The organism is Winogradskyella sp. SM1960, assembly GCF_020179375.1.
Lineage (GTDB): Bacteria > Bacteroidota > Bacteroidia > Flavobacteriales > Flavobacteriaceae > Winogradskyella > Winogradskyella marina.
In genome coordinates this window covers 95,972-112,831 of the sequence record NZ_JAICBG010000009.1, presented here as the reverse complement: position 1 = coordinate 112,831, position 16,860 = coordinate 95,972, and the positions used below count along the sequence as shown (strand labels likewise).

Sequence of the window (16,860 nt, the reverse complement as noted above, 5' to 3'; positions counted from 1 at the left end):
ACTGTTCATTGATTTGAGCAGTCTTTTTTTGTTTAATTTTAATTCATATCCAATTTAATCACCTCGCAAAATCTTTTCCATTTTACGACCTCTAGCTAGTTCATCTACTAACTTGTCTAAATACCTCGCTTCTCGTGTTAATTGAGTTTCAATATCTTCAATTCTATAACCACAAATAACCCCTTTAATTAAGTGAGCCTTTGGATTCAGTTTTGCTTTTGCAAAGAAGGTTTTAAAAGAGGCTTTTTCATCAATCAGTTCTTGTAGTTTTGCGTCATCAAAACCAGTTAGCCATTCAATCACTTGGTGTAATTCTGCTTTGGTTCTACCTTTCTTTTCAACTTTTGTAATATAGTGTGGATAGACAGATGCAAAGGTTAGTTTCGCAACACGTGCATCATGTTCTGGTGTTGTTGTACTCATAGCTTTTAATTTAATTAGTGAAATTTGAAACCTTAATTTAATCAAAAAAAAATAAGCAGTAAACTATAATATCTAATTTACTGCTTATTAAAAATACGAATTGTAATTATGGCTATTTCTCTTTAGCTGTTAACTCTGCAATTTTACAAATGACGTCTACTGCTTTTTGCATACTTTCCACTGGTACGTACTCATAACGACCATGGAAATTATGACCACCTGCAAATATATTCGGACAAGGTAAACCCATATAAGAGAGTTGTGATCCATCAGTCCCTCCACGTATCGCTTTAATTAACGGAGTCACACCAACAGCTTTCATAGCTTCTTCTGCAATATCTACAATATGCATTACAGGTTCAACTTTTTCTTTCATGTTGAAATACTGATCTTTTATTTCAATCTGGAAGATTTCACTTTCGTATTTGGTGTTTAAGTCGAAAACAATTTTTTCTAATAGTGCTTTTCGAGCTTCAAACTTATCCATGTCGTGATCTCTAATAATGTATTGAAGTGTGGTTTCTTCAACATCACCTTCTATATCATGCAAATGGAAAAACCCTTCGTATCCTTCGGTACATTCAGGTGTTTCTAATCGTGGTAGTGCATTTATAAATTCCGATGCATAATACATAGAGTTTATCATTTTTCCTTTTGCGTATCCAGGATGTACAATTTTTCCTTTTACTTTAATTTTTGCGCCTGCAGCATTAAAATTTTCATATTCTAATTCTCCAACTTGGCTACCATCCATGGTGTAAGCCCAATCTGCACCAAATTTTTCAACATCAAATTTATGTGCTCCTCTTCCGATTTCTTCATCTGGAGTAAACCCAATTCTTATTTTTCCATGTTTAATTTCAGGGTGATTAATAAGGTATTCCATTGCGGTTACAATTTCGGTGATACCTGCTTTATCATCGGCTCCCAAAAGTGTTGTACCATCAGTAGTTATAATCGTCTGACCTTTATAAAGTAATAAGTCTTCAAAATAATCTGGAGACAAAACGATATTCTCTTCAGCATTTAGGACGATGTCTTTTCCATCATAATCGTTTATAATTTGAGGTTTTACATTCGCACCTGTAAAATCTGGAGACGTATCAAAGTGCGACACAAATCCTATAACTGGTACGTTGTGCTCTACATTACTTGGCAAGGTTGCCATAATGTACGCGTTCTCATCTATAGTAACATCACTTAACCCAATTGCTTTTAGTTCTTCAACTAATTTATTAGCCAAATCCCATTGTTTTTCGGTGCTTGGTGTAGTATTAGATTCAGGATCTGATTCCGTATCAATTGTGATATAACTAATAAAACGATTTATAATTTGTTGCATAAAATTGAAGGTTTTTAAATATTAGAGTTTAAATGTTATTACTGGAAGAAATGAATGATTAACCACATCTTCAGAAATACTGCCAGAAAAGTAATGGTTTAATCCTTTTCTACCATGCGTCACCATAGATAAAGCATCTGCTTTTTCTCTAACGGCATAATTTAAAAGGCCATCTTCTACAGTATGATCTGAAATGCGATCAATATTAACATCTGACTCTTTTAGTTTCGCAAGACTTAAGAATTCTGAAATTCGTTCATCTAATTCATCTGTACTTAAAAAGTTTAAATTAGGGCAGTTAATATGTAATAACGTTGTTTTTTTACCTAATTCTGCTAATAAGACAATAGCTTTTTTAATGGCTGATACACTTTTGTCCGAAAAATCAGTTGCTAATACAATGTGTTCAAATGTAGTAGATTCTGGTTTAGATTTCATTACTAAAACAGGAGTATTGCTATAACGAACGACTTTCTCTGTGTTAGAACCAGTAAACACACCATCGTGGTCGCTGTGTCCTCTAGAACCCATAACAATTAAGTCGGCACCTATATTCTCTGCAACTTCCGCAACTTCTTTTAGGACTTTATGGTATTTAACCATTGGAGTAACTTCAACACCTTCAAGATAGGGTTGGTCTAAAAATGTTTCGAATTCTTTATTAGCCGACATTAGCATAAAAGCATTTTCCTCACCTCTTTCAGAGCTAGATGACGAAAAAATAGACTCAGACATTTCTAACATATGCATTACAATTAACTCTGCGTTTTGTTGTTTTGCTATTGCAGCTGCAGCTTCTAAGGCATATTCTGAATGTTTCGAAAAATCGACGGGAACAATAATTTTTTTCATGATAAATAAGTTTTAAAGTGTATTTCAAAGTTAATGAAATTAGAAGGCTTTAAATATGATATTCGACAGTTTATGATAAAATTAATCTAAAATTTAGGGAATAGATGCTTATTTTTGCATCGTAAAATCGTTTTCATGTACAAAGTATTAATCAGACCCATTTTATTTAATTTCGATCCAGAGAAAGTTCATTATTTTACCTTTTCATTAATCCGAAATATATCTAAAATACCTGGAATTAAAACGCTTTTTAAATCTTTGTATGTTGTTGAAGATAAACGCTTAGAGCGAAATTTATTTGGTCTTACATTTAAGAATCCAGTAGGTTTAGCAGCAGGTTTCGATAAAAATGCCGTGTTGTATAATGAATTGGCAAACTTCGGGTTTGGTTTTATTGAAATAGGAACTGTAACACCAAAAGCACAAGAAGGCAATCCTAAAAAACGCTTATTCAGATTAAAAGATGATAGCGGAATTATTAACCGTATGGGTTTTAATAATGAAGGGTTAGACGCTGCCATTTCACAACTAAAGAAAAATAAAGGCCAGCTTATTATCGGTGGAAATATTGGTAAAAACACTAAAACACTTCCTGAAGATTATACTAAAGATTATTTGGAATGTTTTAATGCATTACATCCTTATGTCGATTATTTTGTGCTTAATGTGAGTTGTCCAAATGTAGGAAGCCATGCCAAACTAAACGATAAGGATTATTTGTTGGAGCTGATTTCTAGTGTTCAAAAAGCAAACGCAACGTTTGAAAAACAAAAACCAATTTTATTAAAAATAGCACCAGACCTAAACGATATACAATTAGATGAAATCATAGAACTCATTGCTGAAACAAAACTCGATGGAGTGATTGCCAGCAACACGTCTGTTGACAGAACCGGTTTAAAAACTAGTGATGCTAGATTAACTGAAATTAGAAATGGAGGTTTAAGTGGACAACCAATAAAAGAAAAATCAACGAAAGTCATTCAATATTTAGCAGAGAAAAGTAATAAAGCTTTTCCAATTATTGGAGTAGGAGGTGTGCATTCTGCAGAAGATGCTTTAGAAAAAATAGACGCAGGAGCTGACTTGGTTCAAATCTATACAGGTTTTATTTATGAAGGACCAAGTTTGATAAAACGAATTAATAAGGCTTTGTTGAAATAGTATTTGTACGGTGTATTAAAAGTATTTACGTCCTTTAAAATTCATTTTGAATGTGATAAGCTCAAACTGACATTGAAAAAAGTACATTTTCATATAACCACAGCGTGGCTAAATATTCATAATTGTATAACAGAATGATTTCAATAGAGCACTGGCAGTGCGACACATCAATCCAATTATGCTTTTGTAAATTTGAGCAGATATGTCACTCCTCTGGAGTTCACTAACGCCATACATTATTTGTTATTATTAATGTAAAACTCCTCTGGAGTTTTAATAATTAGAAACAAGATTTTTATATCGTTTGAATTACGACATCCTAATATCATTCGCACTAGCAACATCTGCTTTGGCAATTTCGCCAGGACCAGATAATATCTATGTTTTGGTTCAGAGTATAGCAAATGGTAAGTCTTACGGAATGGCAACGGTATGTGGTTTAATTACAGGCTGTATTGTGCATACGACCTTGTTAGCTTTTGGTGTTTCTGCTGTAATTAAAGCGAATGAAAATTTATTCTTTGGTATTAAACTTTTAGGAGCTTGTTACCTGTTGTTTCTTGCTTACAACGTTTTTAAATCTGATGCTACAATTACTTTAAACTCAGAAAATGTACCGCAGAAAAATCTAAAACAACTCTTTGTACAAGGGTTTTTTATGAATGTGCTTAACCCAAAAGTCACTATTTTCTTTCTAGCTTTTTTTCCAGGGTTTTTGTTTAGTGATTCTATGAGTACTGTGATTCAGTTTTATGTTTTAGGTGGTATTTTTATGTTGGTGTCGTTTATTATTTTTTCTACCATTGCGTTGTTAGCAGGACAAATTAAAACCTATACCTTAAACTATAAAAACTCAGGTTTGGTTTTAAAATGGCTTCAAATTGTGGTATTTATTGCTATTGCGATTTTTATTTTAATTTAAACTTAAGGTTGTTATTCATTAAGTTTTGAATGAAAACGAATTATTTGTATTTAATTGTGATTCAATAGTTATCAGGTTCTTTCTAAAATAGAACATTCATTCAACTTCAAATTCAAATGCATTTAATGTATATTTGAACCAATGAACAAAGGTGTTAAAATAATAGAATGTCCAAGAGATGCTATGCAAGGCATCAAGGATTTTATACCTACTGCTAAGAAAGTACAGTACATACAATCGTTGCTTCGTGTTGGTTTTGATACGATTGACTTTGGTAGTTTTGTGTCGCCAAAAGCAATTCCGCAAATGGTAGATACAGCAGAAGTTTTAGCGCAACTCGACTTAAGTAAAACCGAAAGTCAACTATTAGCCATTATTGCCAACACAAGAGGCGCAAACGATGCATCACAACACCCTGAAATTGATTATTTAGGTTTCCCGTTTTCAATTTCCGAAAACTTCCAAATGAGAAACACGCACAAAACTATTGCTCAATCCGTTGTTACTTTATCCGAAATTTTAGAAATAGCTGACAAAAGCCATAAGAAAGTCGTTGTTTATATTTCTATGGGTTTTGGAAACCCGTATGGTGATCCTTGGAATGTCGATATTGTAGGCGAGTGGACCGAACGTTTATCTAACATGGGAGTTGGAATTTTATCCTTAAGTGATACCATTGGAAGTTCTGATGCCGAGAATATTGACTATTTATTTTCAAATTTAATTCCTGCCTATTCAAATATAGAATTTGGCGCCCATTTGCATACCACACCAACCACTTGGTTCGAAAAAATTGATGCAGCATACAAAGCAGGTTGCCGTCGTTTTGATGGTGCTATTCAAGGTTTTGGTGGTTGCCCAATGGCAAAAGACGACTTAACAGGTAATATGCCAACGGAAAAAATGTTGTCTTACTTCACACAAAAAAAAGCCCATGACTTAAATGCCATGAGCTTTGAGAGTTCTTATAATGAAGCTACTAAGATATTTTCAGCTTATCATTAGATTATTAATCTTCTAATAATTCATACTGAAATTGTGGGTAACCTCGTTCTCCTGTTTCATTTTCAACAGCAGTAAATCTTAATTTATAGTAATTGTTATCGCTATCTTTTATAACGTAATAACGACCTTCTGTTACTGACGTTTCACCTGTCATATAATCTACACTTCTCCAACTACTTCCAATAATAGAACGATCATTGTATACAAAACTAGCTTCATCAATATTAGCAATTGCGAAATCCGTATAACTTGGAGTCGTTTCATCTTCAACAGTAATTTGATATAAACCAACACCACCAAGCGTATTGTGTAATGTGTAATCTGAATACGTTAATCCAGCAGCTAAATTACCTTGTAAACCGTAATAAGAAAATACACCGCCAAAATCAATATCCCAATTTGCAGTTTCTGGTTCTACGCTAACCACTTGTCCATCTGTTAAGCTAATAGAAGTGAGGTTATAACTGTTATCTTTACTGACGCTAATTTCAGAAAAATCAGTAGTGTTAGTCAATGGTGCATATTGAATCGTGTAACCGTTACCATCTGCTAAAACTCTCACTTTCATGAAACCTCTTGGTTCTCCCGTAGTATTTAGTGTACCTGTATTAGTTGTCGGGATTTCGTTTCCTAAATTTACGATGTAAACATTGTTTTCGCTATCTGTAGTAGATATTTCATCAAAAGCAGTACCAGCTAATTCGCCTTCTTTGCTATCTGTAAAGGAGATTCCTTCACTTAAATTACCATACTGCCCATAATTAACAGGCAAACCTTGGATTAATTCTGAAACATTATTAATATTTATAGGGGTATTTACTGGTGGGTTTTGATTTTGATCTAACACGTATAAGGTCATTGGTGACGATAAAGTTGTTGCTTCTGTAACCGTTGTAATATCAGTGATACCTTCTAATTCTACAGCAGAAACTAATAAAGCATTATTGAGGAACACTCTATTTTGAGACCCGTTATAAACTGCAATTTCCCATGAATCGCGTCGCGAAGCAACTTGTTCACCTGAACTTAAATCTACATAGACCCGATTAGCCTGGTTAAACCCTCCTACTTCTGGGTCTATTATACCACCAGAAGATGGCGGAATTACAGGAGTTGTAACATCGTCATCGTTGCTACAGCTTGTGAAAAAAGCAGCAGCTATAAATAAGATAATTGTAAAACATTTGGTATTCATAATTGTTAGTGTTTAAAGTTTAAATTATATAAAAGTTTTAAAAAATAAGATCGGCCATTACCGATAAGTCGTGATGTTGTTGCTGAGCTATTATGAGCTCCAGATGACGCTGCTGAATTGATGTTAACAACGTCAAAAATATTTCTTGCACCTAGTGTAGCGCTTAAATTGGAAGTAATATTTGTACGGATTGAAGCATTTAACCACGTGTAAGCGTCTGTTATTCCAACAAACTCGTCTCCGTTGGCATTATTGAATATACCTTCAGTTTCTCCCGTGTGCTTTAATTGAGCAGAGACTATAGAATTCCACTTTTTAATAGTATAAGCTAATGACGTTTGTAAGTTTAAACTCCATAAATAGTCATCAGTATTAGTTTCAAAGGCTTGGATTTCATTTTTAACGCCTAGATATGTTCCACCTAAACCAATGTTCCAGTTCTTATATATAAAACTGTTATCTAGTGTAAACCCTAAACGGTCACTGTAATCTATATTGTCTTGCGTAAATAGAATACGTCCATCGCCATCTTCTGTTGTTATACTAGAAATGGCATCTTTTAAATAGATATGAAAAAAGTTGAAACTGGTATTCAGATACCCTTCTTTGGCAATTCTGAAGTTATCTTTTAAATTAACAAAAACCGAAATTCCGTCTTCTGGTTGTAAATCTGGATTTCCTTGCACATTGTGATTGGCGTCCACAAAATAAAAGAACAATTCTTCAAAATTAGGTGCTCTATATGCTGAGCCTACAACAGCTTTTAGTTTTAGTTTATCTGAAAAATCATAATTAGAAGATAAGGACCAAATTAAATGATTATCAAATTGCGTACTATGCGTAAATCGTGCACCTGGATTTATAGATAGTTTTTTTGAAAGTTGAAACTCAGTAATTCCAAACAACTCATAGTTAGAAATGGTATTTTTTACTACTTCATTAGAGTAGGCTCCAGTAGCATTAGCATCAAAACCAGACTGATTGGTAAACTCATAACCTAACTGAAGATCAAAATAATCAGATTGTGGAAATATCTTATTTACAAAAGCTTTGGAGTACCAGACTTCACTCGATTGACTTAGAGCATCAATTTCTACAGATTGTGTGCGTTGTTCAAAAATGTTATATATAAATTCTTTATAGTTCCGTTTTTGATTTTGGTACGACAATGAAAAATTATATTTAGTCGCTCCATTAAGAGGTCCAGACACATTGATGTTATTTACCCATCTATCGGTAATGTAATTTTTATCTAAAGCCGTTGGGTTAAGACTTCCGTTTTGGTATCTACCGTTTACAACCCGATTATAGATGTCTAGATCTTCATTAAAATACTGTAATTTATAAAAGACATTGTGTTGTCCTAAATCTAAATCCACATTGGCAGAAGCCGTAATTTGTTCTTTAGGGTTCCATTCGGTACCACGTAAACTATCATTTACAACTAAATTATCTTGAATATTTACATAGTTTGGCCCCTTATAATCATTATAAAAGCCAGCAAAATCATTGCGAGACACGCCAAAAGCATAGGATAACTTTTCATTAACTTGATTCGTAGCTCTAAAGTTCTGAATATGTCTGCCTTTATCAAATAATTCAAATTCATTTCCTACAGTCTCTTCCTGTAATGATACCTGTAATTCCCATCCATCGTCCTTTAAGCCTCTCTTTGTAATAATATTAATGACTCCTGCAACAGAATTATCACCATATAGAACACCCATTGAACCTTCTACAATTTCAACGCGCTCAACATCATCAATATTAATCTGTGTAATGTCTATATTATTCCCGACACCATTATCGCTAATTACCGGAATGCCATCGACTAAAATTTTCACGTACTGACCATCTAACCCAAATAAACTAACCGTAGAACGGCCAGAAGATGCATCTGGATTTACAGAGATGTTTAAGTTGTTAAATAGAATGTCTGCTAAATTGTTTCCGGCTAAATTATCTATGTCTTTCCGTTTAATAGTGCTAACCGTAAACAATTTTTTACTCACAGACATAACGTTGCTTTCGCCAATAACAACAACTTCACTTAGTTTTTCAATTTTTGTGCTGTCGCTTTCTATTTCTTGAGCATTGAGATTACAACTTAAAAAAATCAAAAAATAAAGTAGAAAATTATTTTTAATTAGACTCATTCTATATAAATTTGTCGCAAATATATAATCTTATTTTAATTCATTCTAAATAAGAATAACTATTTTTAATCTTTTTTAATCACTAGCAAATAATATAAAATGAGAAGAGTAACAGTTTTAGCATTTATTTTAGCATTTACTTTATACAGCCATGCACAAGATAAAAAAGCACAAGATCAGCAAGCCATTAAAGATATGTGTGGTTGCTTTGAGGTAACTTTTAATTTTAGTGAGACGTTTAACCACAGTAACGATTCGCTTTACAGACCTTCTGAAACCAAAGTTGATAAAGGTTTAGAATATGCAGTTGCGATTGTAGACGAAGATGATAAAATTTCTATTCAGCATTTATTACAAGTAGGAAGACCAGATAGTCCACATATTGTAAAGCATTGGAGACAAGATTGGTTATTTGAAAATACAGACTTCTATATGTACAATGGTGATAACGAATGGGTTTTTGAAACTAAAACTAAAGATGACGTAGAAGGGCAGTGGACGCAAAAAGTATATCAAGTTGATGATAGTCCACGTTATGAAGGCTCTGGTACTTGGGTTCATGTAGATGGAAAAACCTATTGGGAAAATACAACAACAGCACCTTTACCACGAAGAGAATATACCAAGCGTAGTGATTACAATGTAACCTTAAGAGGCAACCGTCAAGAAATTACTAATTACGGTTGGGTACATGACCAAGACAATGCCAAAATTATTAGAGAAAAAGGAAAAGAAGATGTGGTTTTAGCTAATGAGAAAGGGTATAATACGTATGTAAAGGTTGATGATAGTAGATGCCAAGCAACTATTGATTGGTGGAAAGAAAACCAAGATAAATGGGCTGTAGTGAGAGCAAAATGGGATGACGTTTACAGCAGAGATAAAGATTTAGTTTTAGAAACTAAAGTAGATAACAAACCACTTTACAAAATTTTATTTGACGATAAAGTTGTAAAAGAAGAAGAAATAAATACCACAATTGAATCGTTTGTAAAAAAGTAAAACACATGAAGAATTTAAAACTAAGTTTCGTTGCTATACTATTAGCTTTATCATTTCAAGGATTTGCTCAAGATAATGTGTTTTTAGATCGCGCATTTTGGGATACAAAACCAACAGTAGGAGCTTTAGAAAGTAAAATAAAAGAAGGTAATAATCCTGCTGAGGCCAATAGTAATAATTTTGATGGAGTCGTTTACGCTACCTTGCAAGATGCCCCTTTAAAGTCAATTATTTATCTAATTTCTCAGAAAGGAAATGATGTTAACAAACTTACTCACGATGGGAGAACATATATCTTCTGGGCAGCTTACAAAGGAAATGACGCATTGGTTGATTACCTATTAAAGAATGATGCAAAAACTAATATAACAGACGATAAGGGAAATACCATTATTAATTTTGCGGCTGGTTCTGGTCAGGCAAATACTAAAGTCTATGATCGTCTTATTGAACACAATGCCGATTTAATAAACAAAACCAATCCTGATGGAGCAAATGCATTGTTGTTAGCAGCTCCAAGTGATAAAGACTTTAAACTTATTAAATATTTTCAATCTAAAGGTTTAGATATCAACTCTGTTGATAACAGTGGAAATGGTATTTTTAATTATGTAGCTAAATCTGGAAATACAGAAATACTCAATAGCTTATTAAAACAAGGTATAAAAGGAACACATGAAGCATTTATTTTTGCAGCTCATGGTATGCGAAGACAACCCAACGCTATAGGTATTTATAAATACTTAGAACGTGTTGGTTTGCAACCCAATGTAACCAATTCAAAAGGAGAAACACCATTACACATTTTAGCATATAATAGCGATAATACAGAGGTCTTAAACTATTTATTAGACAAGGGACTCGATGTAAATCAAGCAGACCATAACGGAAATACACCGTTTATAAATGCAGCATCTCGTAACAAATTAGAGATAGTTAAAAGATTTGCAAAAAATGTAAAAGATATTAATGCTACAAATAAAAAAGGGGAATCGGCATTGGCTTTAGCGGTAAAAGGCAACGCTACAAATACTGTTGCGTACTTACTTGAAGAAGGAGCAAAATCAAATAGTATAGATTCAGATGGCAATAACTTAGTCTATTATTTAATAAACTCGTATTCAGAAAAAAAGAAGGAGGAGTTTACTAAAAAATTAGACCTACTTAAATCTCATGGTCTAGATGTCACTGCGGTGCAAAAAAATGGAAATAATTGGTTTCATTTAACGGTTGAAAAAAATAGTATTTCACTACTAAAATTAGCCTTAGAATTTAATCAAGATATTAATGCAAAAAATAAAGATGGCAATACTCCTTTACATCTTGCGGCATTAAAGGCTACTGATGATGTAGTGCTTAAATTTCTTGTAAAAAATGGTGCAAAAAAAGAAATTGTTACAGATTTTGAAGAGTCTGCATACGATTTAGCCATTGAAAATGAGTTGCTTAAAAAGAATAATATTTCAGTCGAATTTTTAAAGTAATACTACGATCATATGAAAAATATACGATTAATAACCTTACTAAGTGTTGTCGTTTTTAGTTTAGTTTCATTTACTACACCAACAGAATCTACAAAGTATAAATGTATGATTCAAATGACAAATTATACAGGTGAAGGAGCTTACATAGTTATTTCTTTATTAAATCCTGAAGGCGAATACGAAGAAACCTTAAACGTTATTGGAGACGATGATGAGTGGTATAATACGGTTGAGTCTTGGTGGCAATTTTACGGAAAAAGACGAACAGATATTGATGCCATTACAGGAGCAACTGTGAGTGGAGGAGAGCGTACAATTAATGTCATAGAAATTGATAATGACAAATTAGATAAAGGTTATAAACTTCGGTTTGAGACCGCTGTAGAAGATCAAGAATATTACGAAAAAGATATTGAAATTGCGTTAACTTCTGAAAACGTAAAGTCTAAAGTAGAAGGTCAAGGTTTTATCCGTTACATAAGAATGATGCCTCAAAAATAAATCGATACTATGACCATTTCCATTTGGAGATACAGTCACTTGGTATTGGCTGTGGTTTCTTCTTTATTCATCTTAATAGCATCGGTAACTGGTGCTATTTTGGCGTTTGAACCTATTTCAAATCAGTTGAAACCGTATGCAGTTTCTGACGCAAATGAGGTTTCACTTGCAGAAACGCTAAGTGTATTAGATACCGAATACGAAGAAGTTTTTACAATCGAAGTTGATAGAAACGACTTTTTTAGTGTAGATGTCATTACCAAAGAAGGTAACAGCGAAACGTTTTATATTAATCCATTTACTGGTAAAAAAATAGGTGACATCATTAAAAAAGCACCCATTTTTGAATTCGCGACCAACTTACATCGTTCCTTATTTTTAAAAACAACAGGTCGGATTTTAATTGGAGTGGTTTCCTTTTTATTATTTCTAATTTCGGTTACAGGTATTAAGTTAATCTTGAAGCGACAAGGTGGATTTAAACGATTTTTCTCAAAGGTGGTCAAGGAAAATTTTGATCAATATTACCATGTGGTTATTGGTAGATATGCATTGATACCTATAATAATTGTAACGTTAACCGGAGTGTTTCTATCCTTAGAACGGTTCGATATGTTTCCTGTAGAAAAAATTTCTCACCAATATCCAGAGCAAGTAGAACCCGAAGAAAAATTAGCAATAAAAGACTTAAAAACGTTTCAAGATATTTCCCTTGGAGATGTAAAACATGTAGAATTTCCATTTTCCGATGATATTGAAGATTATTTTATTGTAAAACTGAACGACAAAGAACTACTTGTTAATCAGTATACAGGGGCAATTGTTAGCCATCAAAATACATCGTTTGGTGCATTAGTATCTAACTGGAGTTTAATTCTGCATACTGGCGAAGGCACTATAATTTGGTCAATAATATTGTTTTTGGCTAGTTTGGCGACCTTATTTTTTATCTATTCAGGTTTTGCCATGACTTTAAAGCGCAGAAAAGAATCGTCAAAACTTAAAAACAAGTTTAAAAAGGATACAGCAGAATATATCATCTTAGTCGGTTCAGAAACTGGAAATACTTTTAACACAGCTAAATTATTTTACGAGGCTTTATTAGCCGCAGGACATTCGGTTTTTGTGTCTACTCTAAATGACTATTCGGCATATAAAAAAGCGAAACACATTATTGTTTTTGCGTCAACTTATGGTGAAGGCGAAGCTCCGATAAGTGCTTCAAATTTTGAACAGTTATTTCAGAACGTAAATCAGGCTCAGACTCTTCAGTATTCGGTCATTGGTTTTGGGTCATTAATGTATCCGGATTATTGTAAATATGCCGTTGAAGTTGATGCGATGTTTCAAAAACAAGAAGGATTTGAAGCACATTTACCACTTTTTAAAATTAATAATCAGTCGTTTGAATCATTTAAAAGTTGGATAATTCAATGGAATAATCAAACAGCTCAAGATTTAAAAATTCAACTTCAAAAACCTCAGGTCAATTTAAAAAAATTAAAGGAATTTAAAGTCATCAATAAAACGGAACCTAATAATGACGATTCATTTTTGATACAGTTGCGACCTAATAAAAAGGTAAAATTTATATCAGGTGACTTATTATCAATGTTTCCTGATGCCGATTTTATTGAAAGACAATATTCAATAGGTAAGATTGAAAACGATATTGTATTAAGTATTAAAAGGCATGAGTTAGGTGTCTGCTCTAATTATTTTAACAACTTAAAAGTCAACGAGATTGTTAAAGCTAAAGTAAGGCGTAATTACGATTTTCACTTTCCAATCGATACAAAAGAGGTCGTTTTGATTGCCAACGGAACAGGTATTGCTCCTTTTTTAGGTATGATTAACGATAATTCAAAGCGAATAAAAACACATCTATTCTGGGGCGGACGAACAAAACAATCTCTAAAACTGTATGAAAGTATTATAGATTCCGCGTTGGTAAAACATAAGTTAACGAGTTTTAATGTGGCCTATTCGCAGGAACAAAAAACTAAAATTTACGTTCAAGATTTAATTTTAGAACATCAAGAGTTGTTTTCTAAAGTATTACATAATAACGGAGTTATAATGATATGTGGTTCAATTGCTATGCAGAATAGGGTTTTAGACGTCCTAAATTCCATAACCAAAACCCACTTAAGTCAACCTTTAAGTGATTTTGAAACGAATGGACAGCTTAAAATGGATTGTTATTAACCTCGTATTTAATTCAAAATCTTAAAACACTTTCTAAGGCTATAATTGCGGTATGATAGTGTTGTTAATACGATGTATAAGAGGTCTTTTATTATTTATTTAAATTTAGTCTAAATAAAGTGCGTCAAATTAAATTTTGTCTTATTTTTGCGTGAATTATTTATATCAAGTCTTAATAAGAATAATATAGTATGAAAAAAATTGCCTTAAGTTTATTTACAATAGCAGCAGTATTAACGTCATGTTCCAGTGATGATGATAATGGGGCTTCAGGACCACAAGTCAATACCCCTGTAACTTATGAATTTTCAAGAGACGGAAATTCTACGGTAAGTTATAGCGGTCAAACCACTAGGATTGCAATGGGTGAGGAATTTGTAACAGCACTTAAAGATAATGCCTATTCAGAAGCTCAATTAGATGCTATGTTTGCGCACGTTGAAGGAGCCGATGATTTTTTAGATGCAGATTTAAATGCTTCAGATAAAAGTCTTAGAAGTAAAGTGGCAGCTTCTCAAGATTATTTCTCGGCAAACACGACCGATGCGAATGCTATAAAAACACAATTTGACACGTGGATTTCAGATCAAGCAACAAATGTATTTCCTAATTGGAATAATACAGCAAGTGCAGGAAATGCAGGACAATTACAACAAGCTGGTGGTGGAACGGTAAGATATATTAACGCTAAAGGTTTTGAACTTAATCAATTTGTTGCAAAAGGTTTAATAGGAAGTTTAATGACAGACCAAATTCTTAATAATTATTTAAGTCCTGCGGTGTTAGATGAAGCTTCTAATATTTCTAATAATGATAATGATATCGTTGAAGAAGGAAAATCTTATACAACTATGGAGCATAAATGGGATGAAGCATTTGGCTATTTATATGGTGCGGAAGATGATGCGACTATGCCAACTTTAGATGCAGATTCATTTTTAAGCGAATATATGGATAGAGTAGAAGCTGATGAAGATTTTGCTGGGATTGCTCAAACGGTTTATGATGCTTTTAAATTGGGTAGAGCTGCAATTGTGGCTAAAAATTATACCGTAAGAGATGAACAAGCTGAAATCATAAAAGAAAATATTTCTAAAATTTTAGCCGTTAGAGGTGTTTATTATTTACAAAGAGGAAAAGAAGTCTTAGCAGAAGGCGATATGGCAAACGCATTCCACCAATTATCTGAAGGTTTTGGATTTGTATACAGTCTTCAATTTACACGTCAACCTGGTACAAATAGTCCTTATTTTAGTAAGTCAGAGGTTGATGCATTTATGGCTCAGATCTCTGAAGGTAACGGATTTTGGGACATAACTCCAGAGGCTCTAGATGCTATTTCTACTGCAATTGCTGATCGTTTCGGCTTTACCGTTGCGCAAACTATTAACTAAGAAATACGCCAAAAACCTCAAAGTATAAATCGTCTTTCATTAGGACGTTTATACTTCGTTGTTTTTACAATTTAAAAAATAATAACTATGTTAAAGAAAGCTTTTTTAATCTTAACAATCACTGCACTAGCCGTGGCGTGTAGCTCTTCCGATGAGAGTTCAGGAGGTGTTACCGATAATTTTGACAGAACTGCGATGTTAACCAATTGGGCGGATAATATTATTGTGCCGGTTTATGAAGATTTAAATATCGCAGTGACCAATATGGTAACTGAAAAAGATAATTTTGTAAATGCACCTACTCAAGCCAATCTAGATTCATTCAGGACGGCTTGGTTTAATGCCTATAAAATATGGCAATCTGCTGAAATGTTTAATATCGGTAGAGCCGAAGAGATTAATTTTGGGTACCAGATGAATATCTATCCCACAAATATTACAGATATTCAAAATAATATTCAATCTCAGAATTATGATTTAGCTAATGTTAATAATAATGACGCGGTTGGTTTTCCTGCTTTAGACTATATGTTATATGGCTTGGCAGATAACGATATGGATATATTAAGCTATTATACATCAAATGCAGATGCGGCTAAATATTTGGCTTATGTTTCAGATTTAGTAAATCAAATGGAATCGCTAACGCAAGATGTCACGCAAAGTTGGGCAACCTACAGTCAGACGTTTATCGATAATGCCAATAATACGGCTACAGGATCTATTAATAAACTGATTAACGATTTTATGTTTTATTACGAAAAAGGATTAAGAGCCAATAAAATTGGGATTCCTGCCGGTAATTTCTCTACAACGCCGTTGCCAGATAAAGTAGAAGCTTATTATAGAAGTGATATTTCAAAAACGCTAGCAACAGAAGCATTAACGGCTGTGAAAGATTTTTTTAATGGAAAACATTATAACAGCACTACCACAGGAGAAAGTTTGTCCTCTTATTTAGACTACCTAAATACCATAAAAAATGGGGAAGACTTAAGTGTACTTATAAATAATCAGTTTGACACCGCACAAGCTAAAATTAATACCTTAGATGATAGTTTTGCAGATCAGATTGCTATGGATAACACTAAAATGACCGAAGCTTATGATGCTTTGCAAATGGCTGTGGTTTTACTAAAGGTTGATATGTTACAAGCCTTAAATGTTAGTGTCGATTATGTTGATGCTGATGGTGACTAGAATTAAAAAATT

14 protein-coding genes are annotated in these 16,860 nt (G+C 33.1%); 9 read left to right on the top strand and 5 right to left on the bottom strand.

Annotated elements, in window-relative coordinates; all coding sequences use genetic code 11:
* Positions 1-54: 54 nt before the first annotated feature.
* The 3 genes from K1X16_RS16825 to K1X16_RS16815 all read right to left on the bottom strand — a co-directional run bounded on the left by K1X16_RS16825 (position 55) and on the right by K1X16_RS16815 (position 2,617).
* Positions 55-423, bottom strand: coding sequence for a DUF2200 domain-containing protein (locus K1X16_RS16825; protein ID WP_225037252.1), 369 nt, complete (start codon positions 421-423; stop codon positions 55-57).
* A 112-nt stretch (positions 424-535) separates the two neighbouring features.
* The gene (gene pepT / locus K1X16_RS16820; RefSeq protein WP_195871343.1) at positions 536-1,765 is read right to left on the bottom strand and encodes a peptidase T; all 1,230 of its coding nucleotides are present in this window, start codon (positions 1,763-1,765) and stop codon (positions 536-538) included.
* 21 nt (positions 1,766-1,786) lie between these two features.
* A complete protein-coding gene (locus K1X16_RS16815) occupies positions 1,787-2,617 on the bottom strand; it encodes a universal stress protein (RefSeq protein ID WP_225037251.1) in 831 nt (276 codons plus the stop codon).
* Between the two features lie 135 nt (positions 2,618-2,752).
* On the opposite strand from K1X16_RS16815, the gene K1X16_RS16810 reads away from it, so the two are divergent.
* The 3 genes from K1X16_RS16810 to K1X16_RS16800 all read left to right on the top strand — a co-directional run bounded on the left by K1X16_RS16810 (position 2,753) and on the right by K1X16_RS16800 (position 5,708).
* The gene (locus tag K1X16_RS16810) at positions 2,753-3,781 is read left to right on the top strand and encodes a quinone-dependent dihydroorotate dehydrogenase (protein ID WP_225037250.1); all 1,029 of its coding nucleotides are present in this window, start codon (positions 2,753-2,755) and stop codon (positions 3,779-3,781) included.
* A 304-nt stretch (positions 3,782-4,085) separates the two neighbouring features.
* Positions 4,086-4,703: a LysE family translocator gene (locus K1X16_RS16805; RefSeq protein ID WP_225037249.1), complete on the top strand. Its 618-nt coding sequence runs from the start codon at positions 4,086-4,088 to the stop codon at positions 4,701-4,703.
* A gap of 141 nt (positions 4,704-4,844) precedes the next feature.
* Positions 4,845-5,708 carry a hydroxymethylglutaryl-CoA lyase gene (locus K1X16_RS16800; RefSeq protein ID WP_195871338.1) on the top strand — a complete coding sequence of 288 codons (864 nt, stop codon included), beginning with the start codon at positions 4,845-4,847 and terminating at the stop codon, positions 5,706-5,708.
* 4 nt (positions 5,709-5,712) lie between these two features.
* Here the strand turns inward: K1X16_RS16800 and K1X16_RS16795 are convergent, their stop codons facing one another.
* Positions 5,713-6,903 carry an HmuY family protein gene (locus K1X16_RS16795; protein WP_225037248.1) on the bottom strand — a complete coding sequence of 397 codons (1,191 nt, stop codon included), beginning with the start codon at positions 6,901-6,903 and terminating at the stop codon, positions 5,713-5,715.
* Between the two features lie 5 nt (positions 6,904-6,908).
* Complete coding sequence (locus K1X16_RS16790; RefSeq protein WP_225037247.1) at positions 6,909-9,059, bottom strand: TonB-dependent receptor plug domain-containing protein; 2,151 nt, start codon at positions 9,057-9,059, stop codon at positions 6,909-6,911.
* Between the two features lie 99 nt (positions 9,060-9,158).
* Here K1X16_RS16790 and K1X16_RS16785 point away from each other — a divergent pair, with 99 nt between their 5' ends.
* The 6 genes from K1X16_RS16785 (at position 9,159) to K1X16_RS16760 (ending at position 16,848) form a co-directional block, all read left to right on the top strand.
* Complete coding sequence (locus K1X16_RS16785; RefSeq protein ID WP_225037246.1) at positions 9,159-10,061, top strand: DUF6607 family protein; 903 nt, start codon at positions 9,159-9,161, stop codon at positions 10,059-10,061.
* 5 nt (positions 10,062-10,066) lie between these two features.
* Positions 10,067-11,545, top strand: coding sequence for an ankyrin repeat domain-containing protein (locus tag K1X16_RS16780; RefSeq protein WP_225037245.1), 1,479 nt, complete (start codon positions 10,067-10,069; stop codon positions 11,543-11,545).
* Between the two features lie 12 nt (positions 11,546-11,557).
* Positions 11,558-12,046 (top strand): DUF2271 domain-containing protein, encoded by a 489-nt coding sequence (locus K1X16_RS16775; protein ID WP_195871333.1) that lies wholly within the window; start codon positions 11,558-11,560, stop codon positions 12,044-12,046.
* A gap of 9 nt (positions 12,047-12,055) precedes the next feature.
* Positions 12,056-14,254, top strand: coding sequence for a PepSY domain-containing protein (locus K1X16_RS16770; RefSeq protein ID WP_225037244.1), 2,199 nt, complete (start codon positions 12,056-12,058; stop codon positions 14,252-14,254).
* Between the two features lie 191 nt (positions 14,255-14,445).
* The gene (locus K1X16_RS16765) at positions 14,446-15,648 is read left to right on the top strand and encodes a DUF4856 domain-containing protein (RefSeq protein WP_225037243.1); all 1,203 of its coding nucleotides are present in this window, start codon (positions 14,446-14,448) and stop codon (positions 15,646-15,648) included.
* Positions 15,649-15,735: 87 nt separating this feature from the next.
* Positions 15,736-16,848 carry an imelysin family protein gene (locus tag K1X16_RS16760; protein WP_225037242.1) on the top strand — a complete coding sequence of 371 codons (1,113 nt, stop codon included), beginning with the start codon at positions 15,736-15,738 and terminating at the stop codon, positions 16,846-16,848.
* The last annotated feature ends 12 nt before the right edge of the window (positions 16,849-16,860 follow it).

Bases quoted from the DNA above. Each gene is read 5' to 3' on its own strand.
- K1X16_RS16780 (WP_225037245.1), top strand. From the start codon at position 10,067: ATGAAGAATTTAAAACTAAGTTTCGTTGCTATACTATTAGCTTTATCA.
- K1X16_RS16765 (WP_225037243.1), top strand. From the start codon at position 14,446: ATGAAAAAAATTGCCTTAAGTTTATTTACAATAGCAGCAGTATTAACG.
- K1X16_RS16775 (WP_195871333.1), top strand. From the start codon at position 11,558: ATGAAAAATATACGATTAATAACCTTACTAAGTGTTGTCGTTTTTAGT.
- K1X16_RS16795 (WP_225037248.1), bottom strand. From the start codon at position 6,903: ATGAATACCAAATGTTTTACAATTATCTTATTTATAGCTGCTGCTTTT.
- K1X16_RS16770 (WP_225037244.1), top strand. From the start codon at position 12,056: ATGACCATTTCCATTTGGAGATACAGTCACTTGGTATTGGCTGTGGTT.
- pepT (WP_195871343.1), bottom strand. From the start codon at position 1,765: ATGCAACAAATTATAAATCGTTTTATTAGTTATATCACAATTGATACG.
- K1X16_RS16785 (WP_225037246.1), top strand. From the start codon at position 9,159: ATGAGAAGAGTAACAGTTTTAGCATTTATTTTAGCATTTACTTTATAC.
- K1X16_RS16825 (WP_225037252.1), bottom strand. From the start codon at position 423: ATGAGTACAACAACACCAGAACATGATGCACGTGTTGCGAAACTAACC.
- K1X16_RS16790 (WP_225037247.1), bottom strand. From the start codon at position 9,059: ATGAGTCTAATTAAAAATAATTTTCTACTTTATTTTTTGATTTTTTTA.
- K1X16_RS16810 (WP_225037250.1), top strand. From the start codon at position 2,753: ATGTACAAAGTATTAATCAGACCCATTTTATTTAATTTCGATCCAGAG.
- K1X16_RS16815 (WP_225037251.1), bottom strand. From the start codon at position 2,617: ATGAAAAAAATTATTGTTCCCGTCGATTTTTCGAAACATTCAGAATAT.
- K1X16_RS16760 (WP_225037242.1), top strand. From the start codon at position 15,736: ATGTTAAAGAAAGCTTTTTTAATCTTAACAATCACTGCACTAGCCGTG.
- K1X16_RS16800 (WP_195871338.1), top strand. From the start codon at position 4,845: ATGAACAAAGGTGTTAAAATAATAGAATGTCCAAGAGATGCTATGCAA.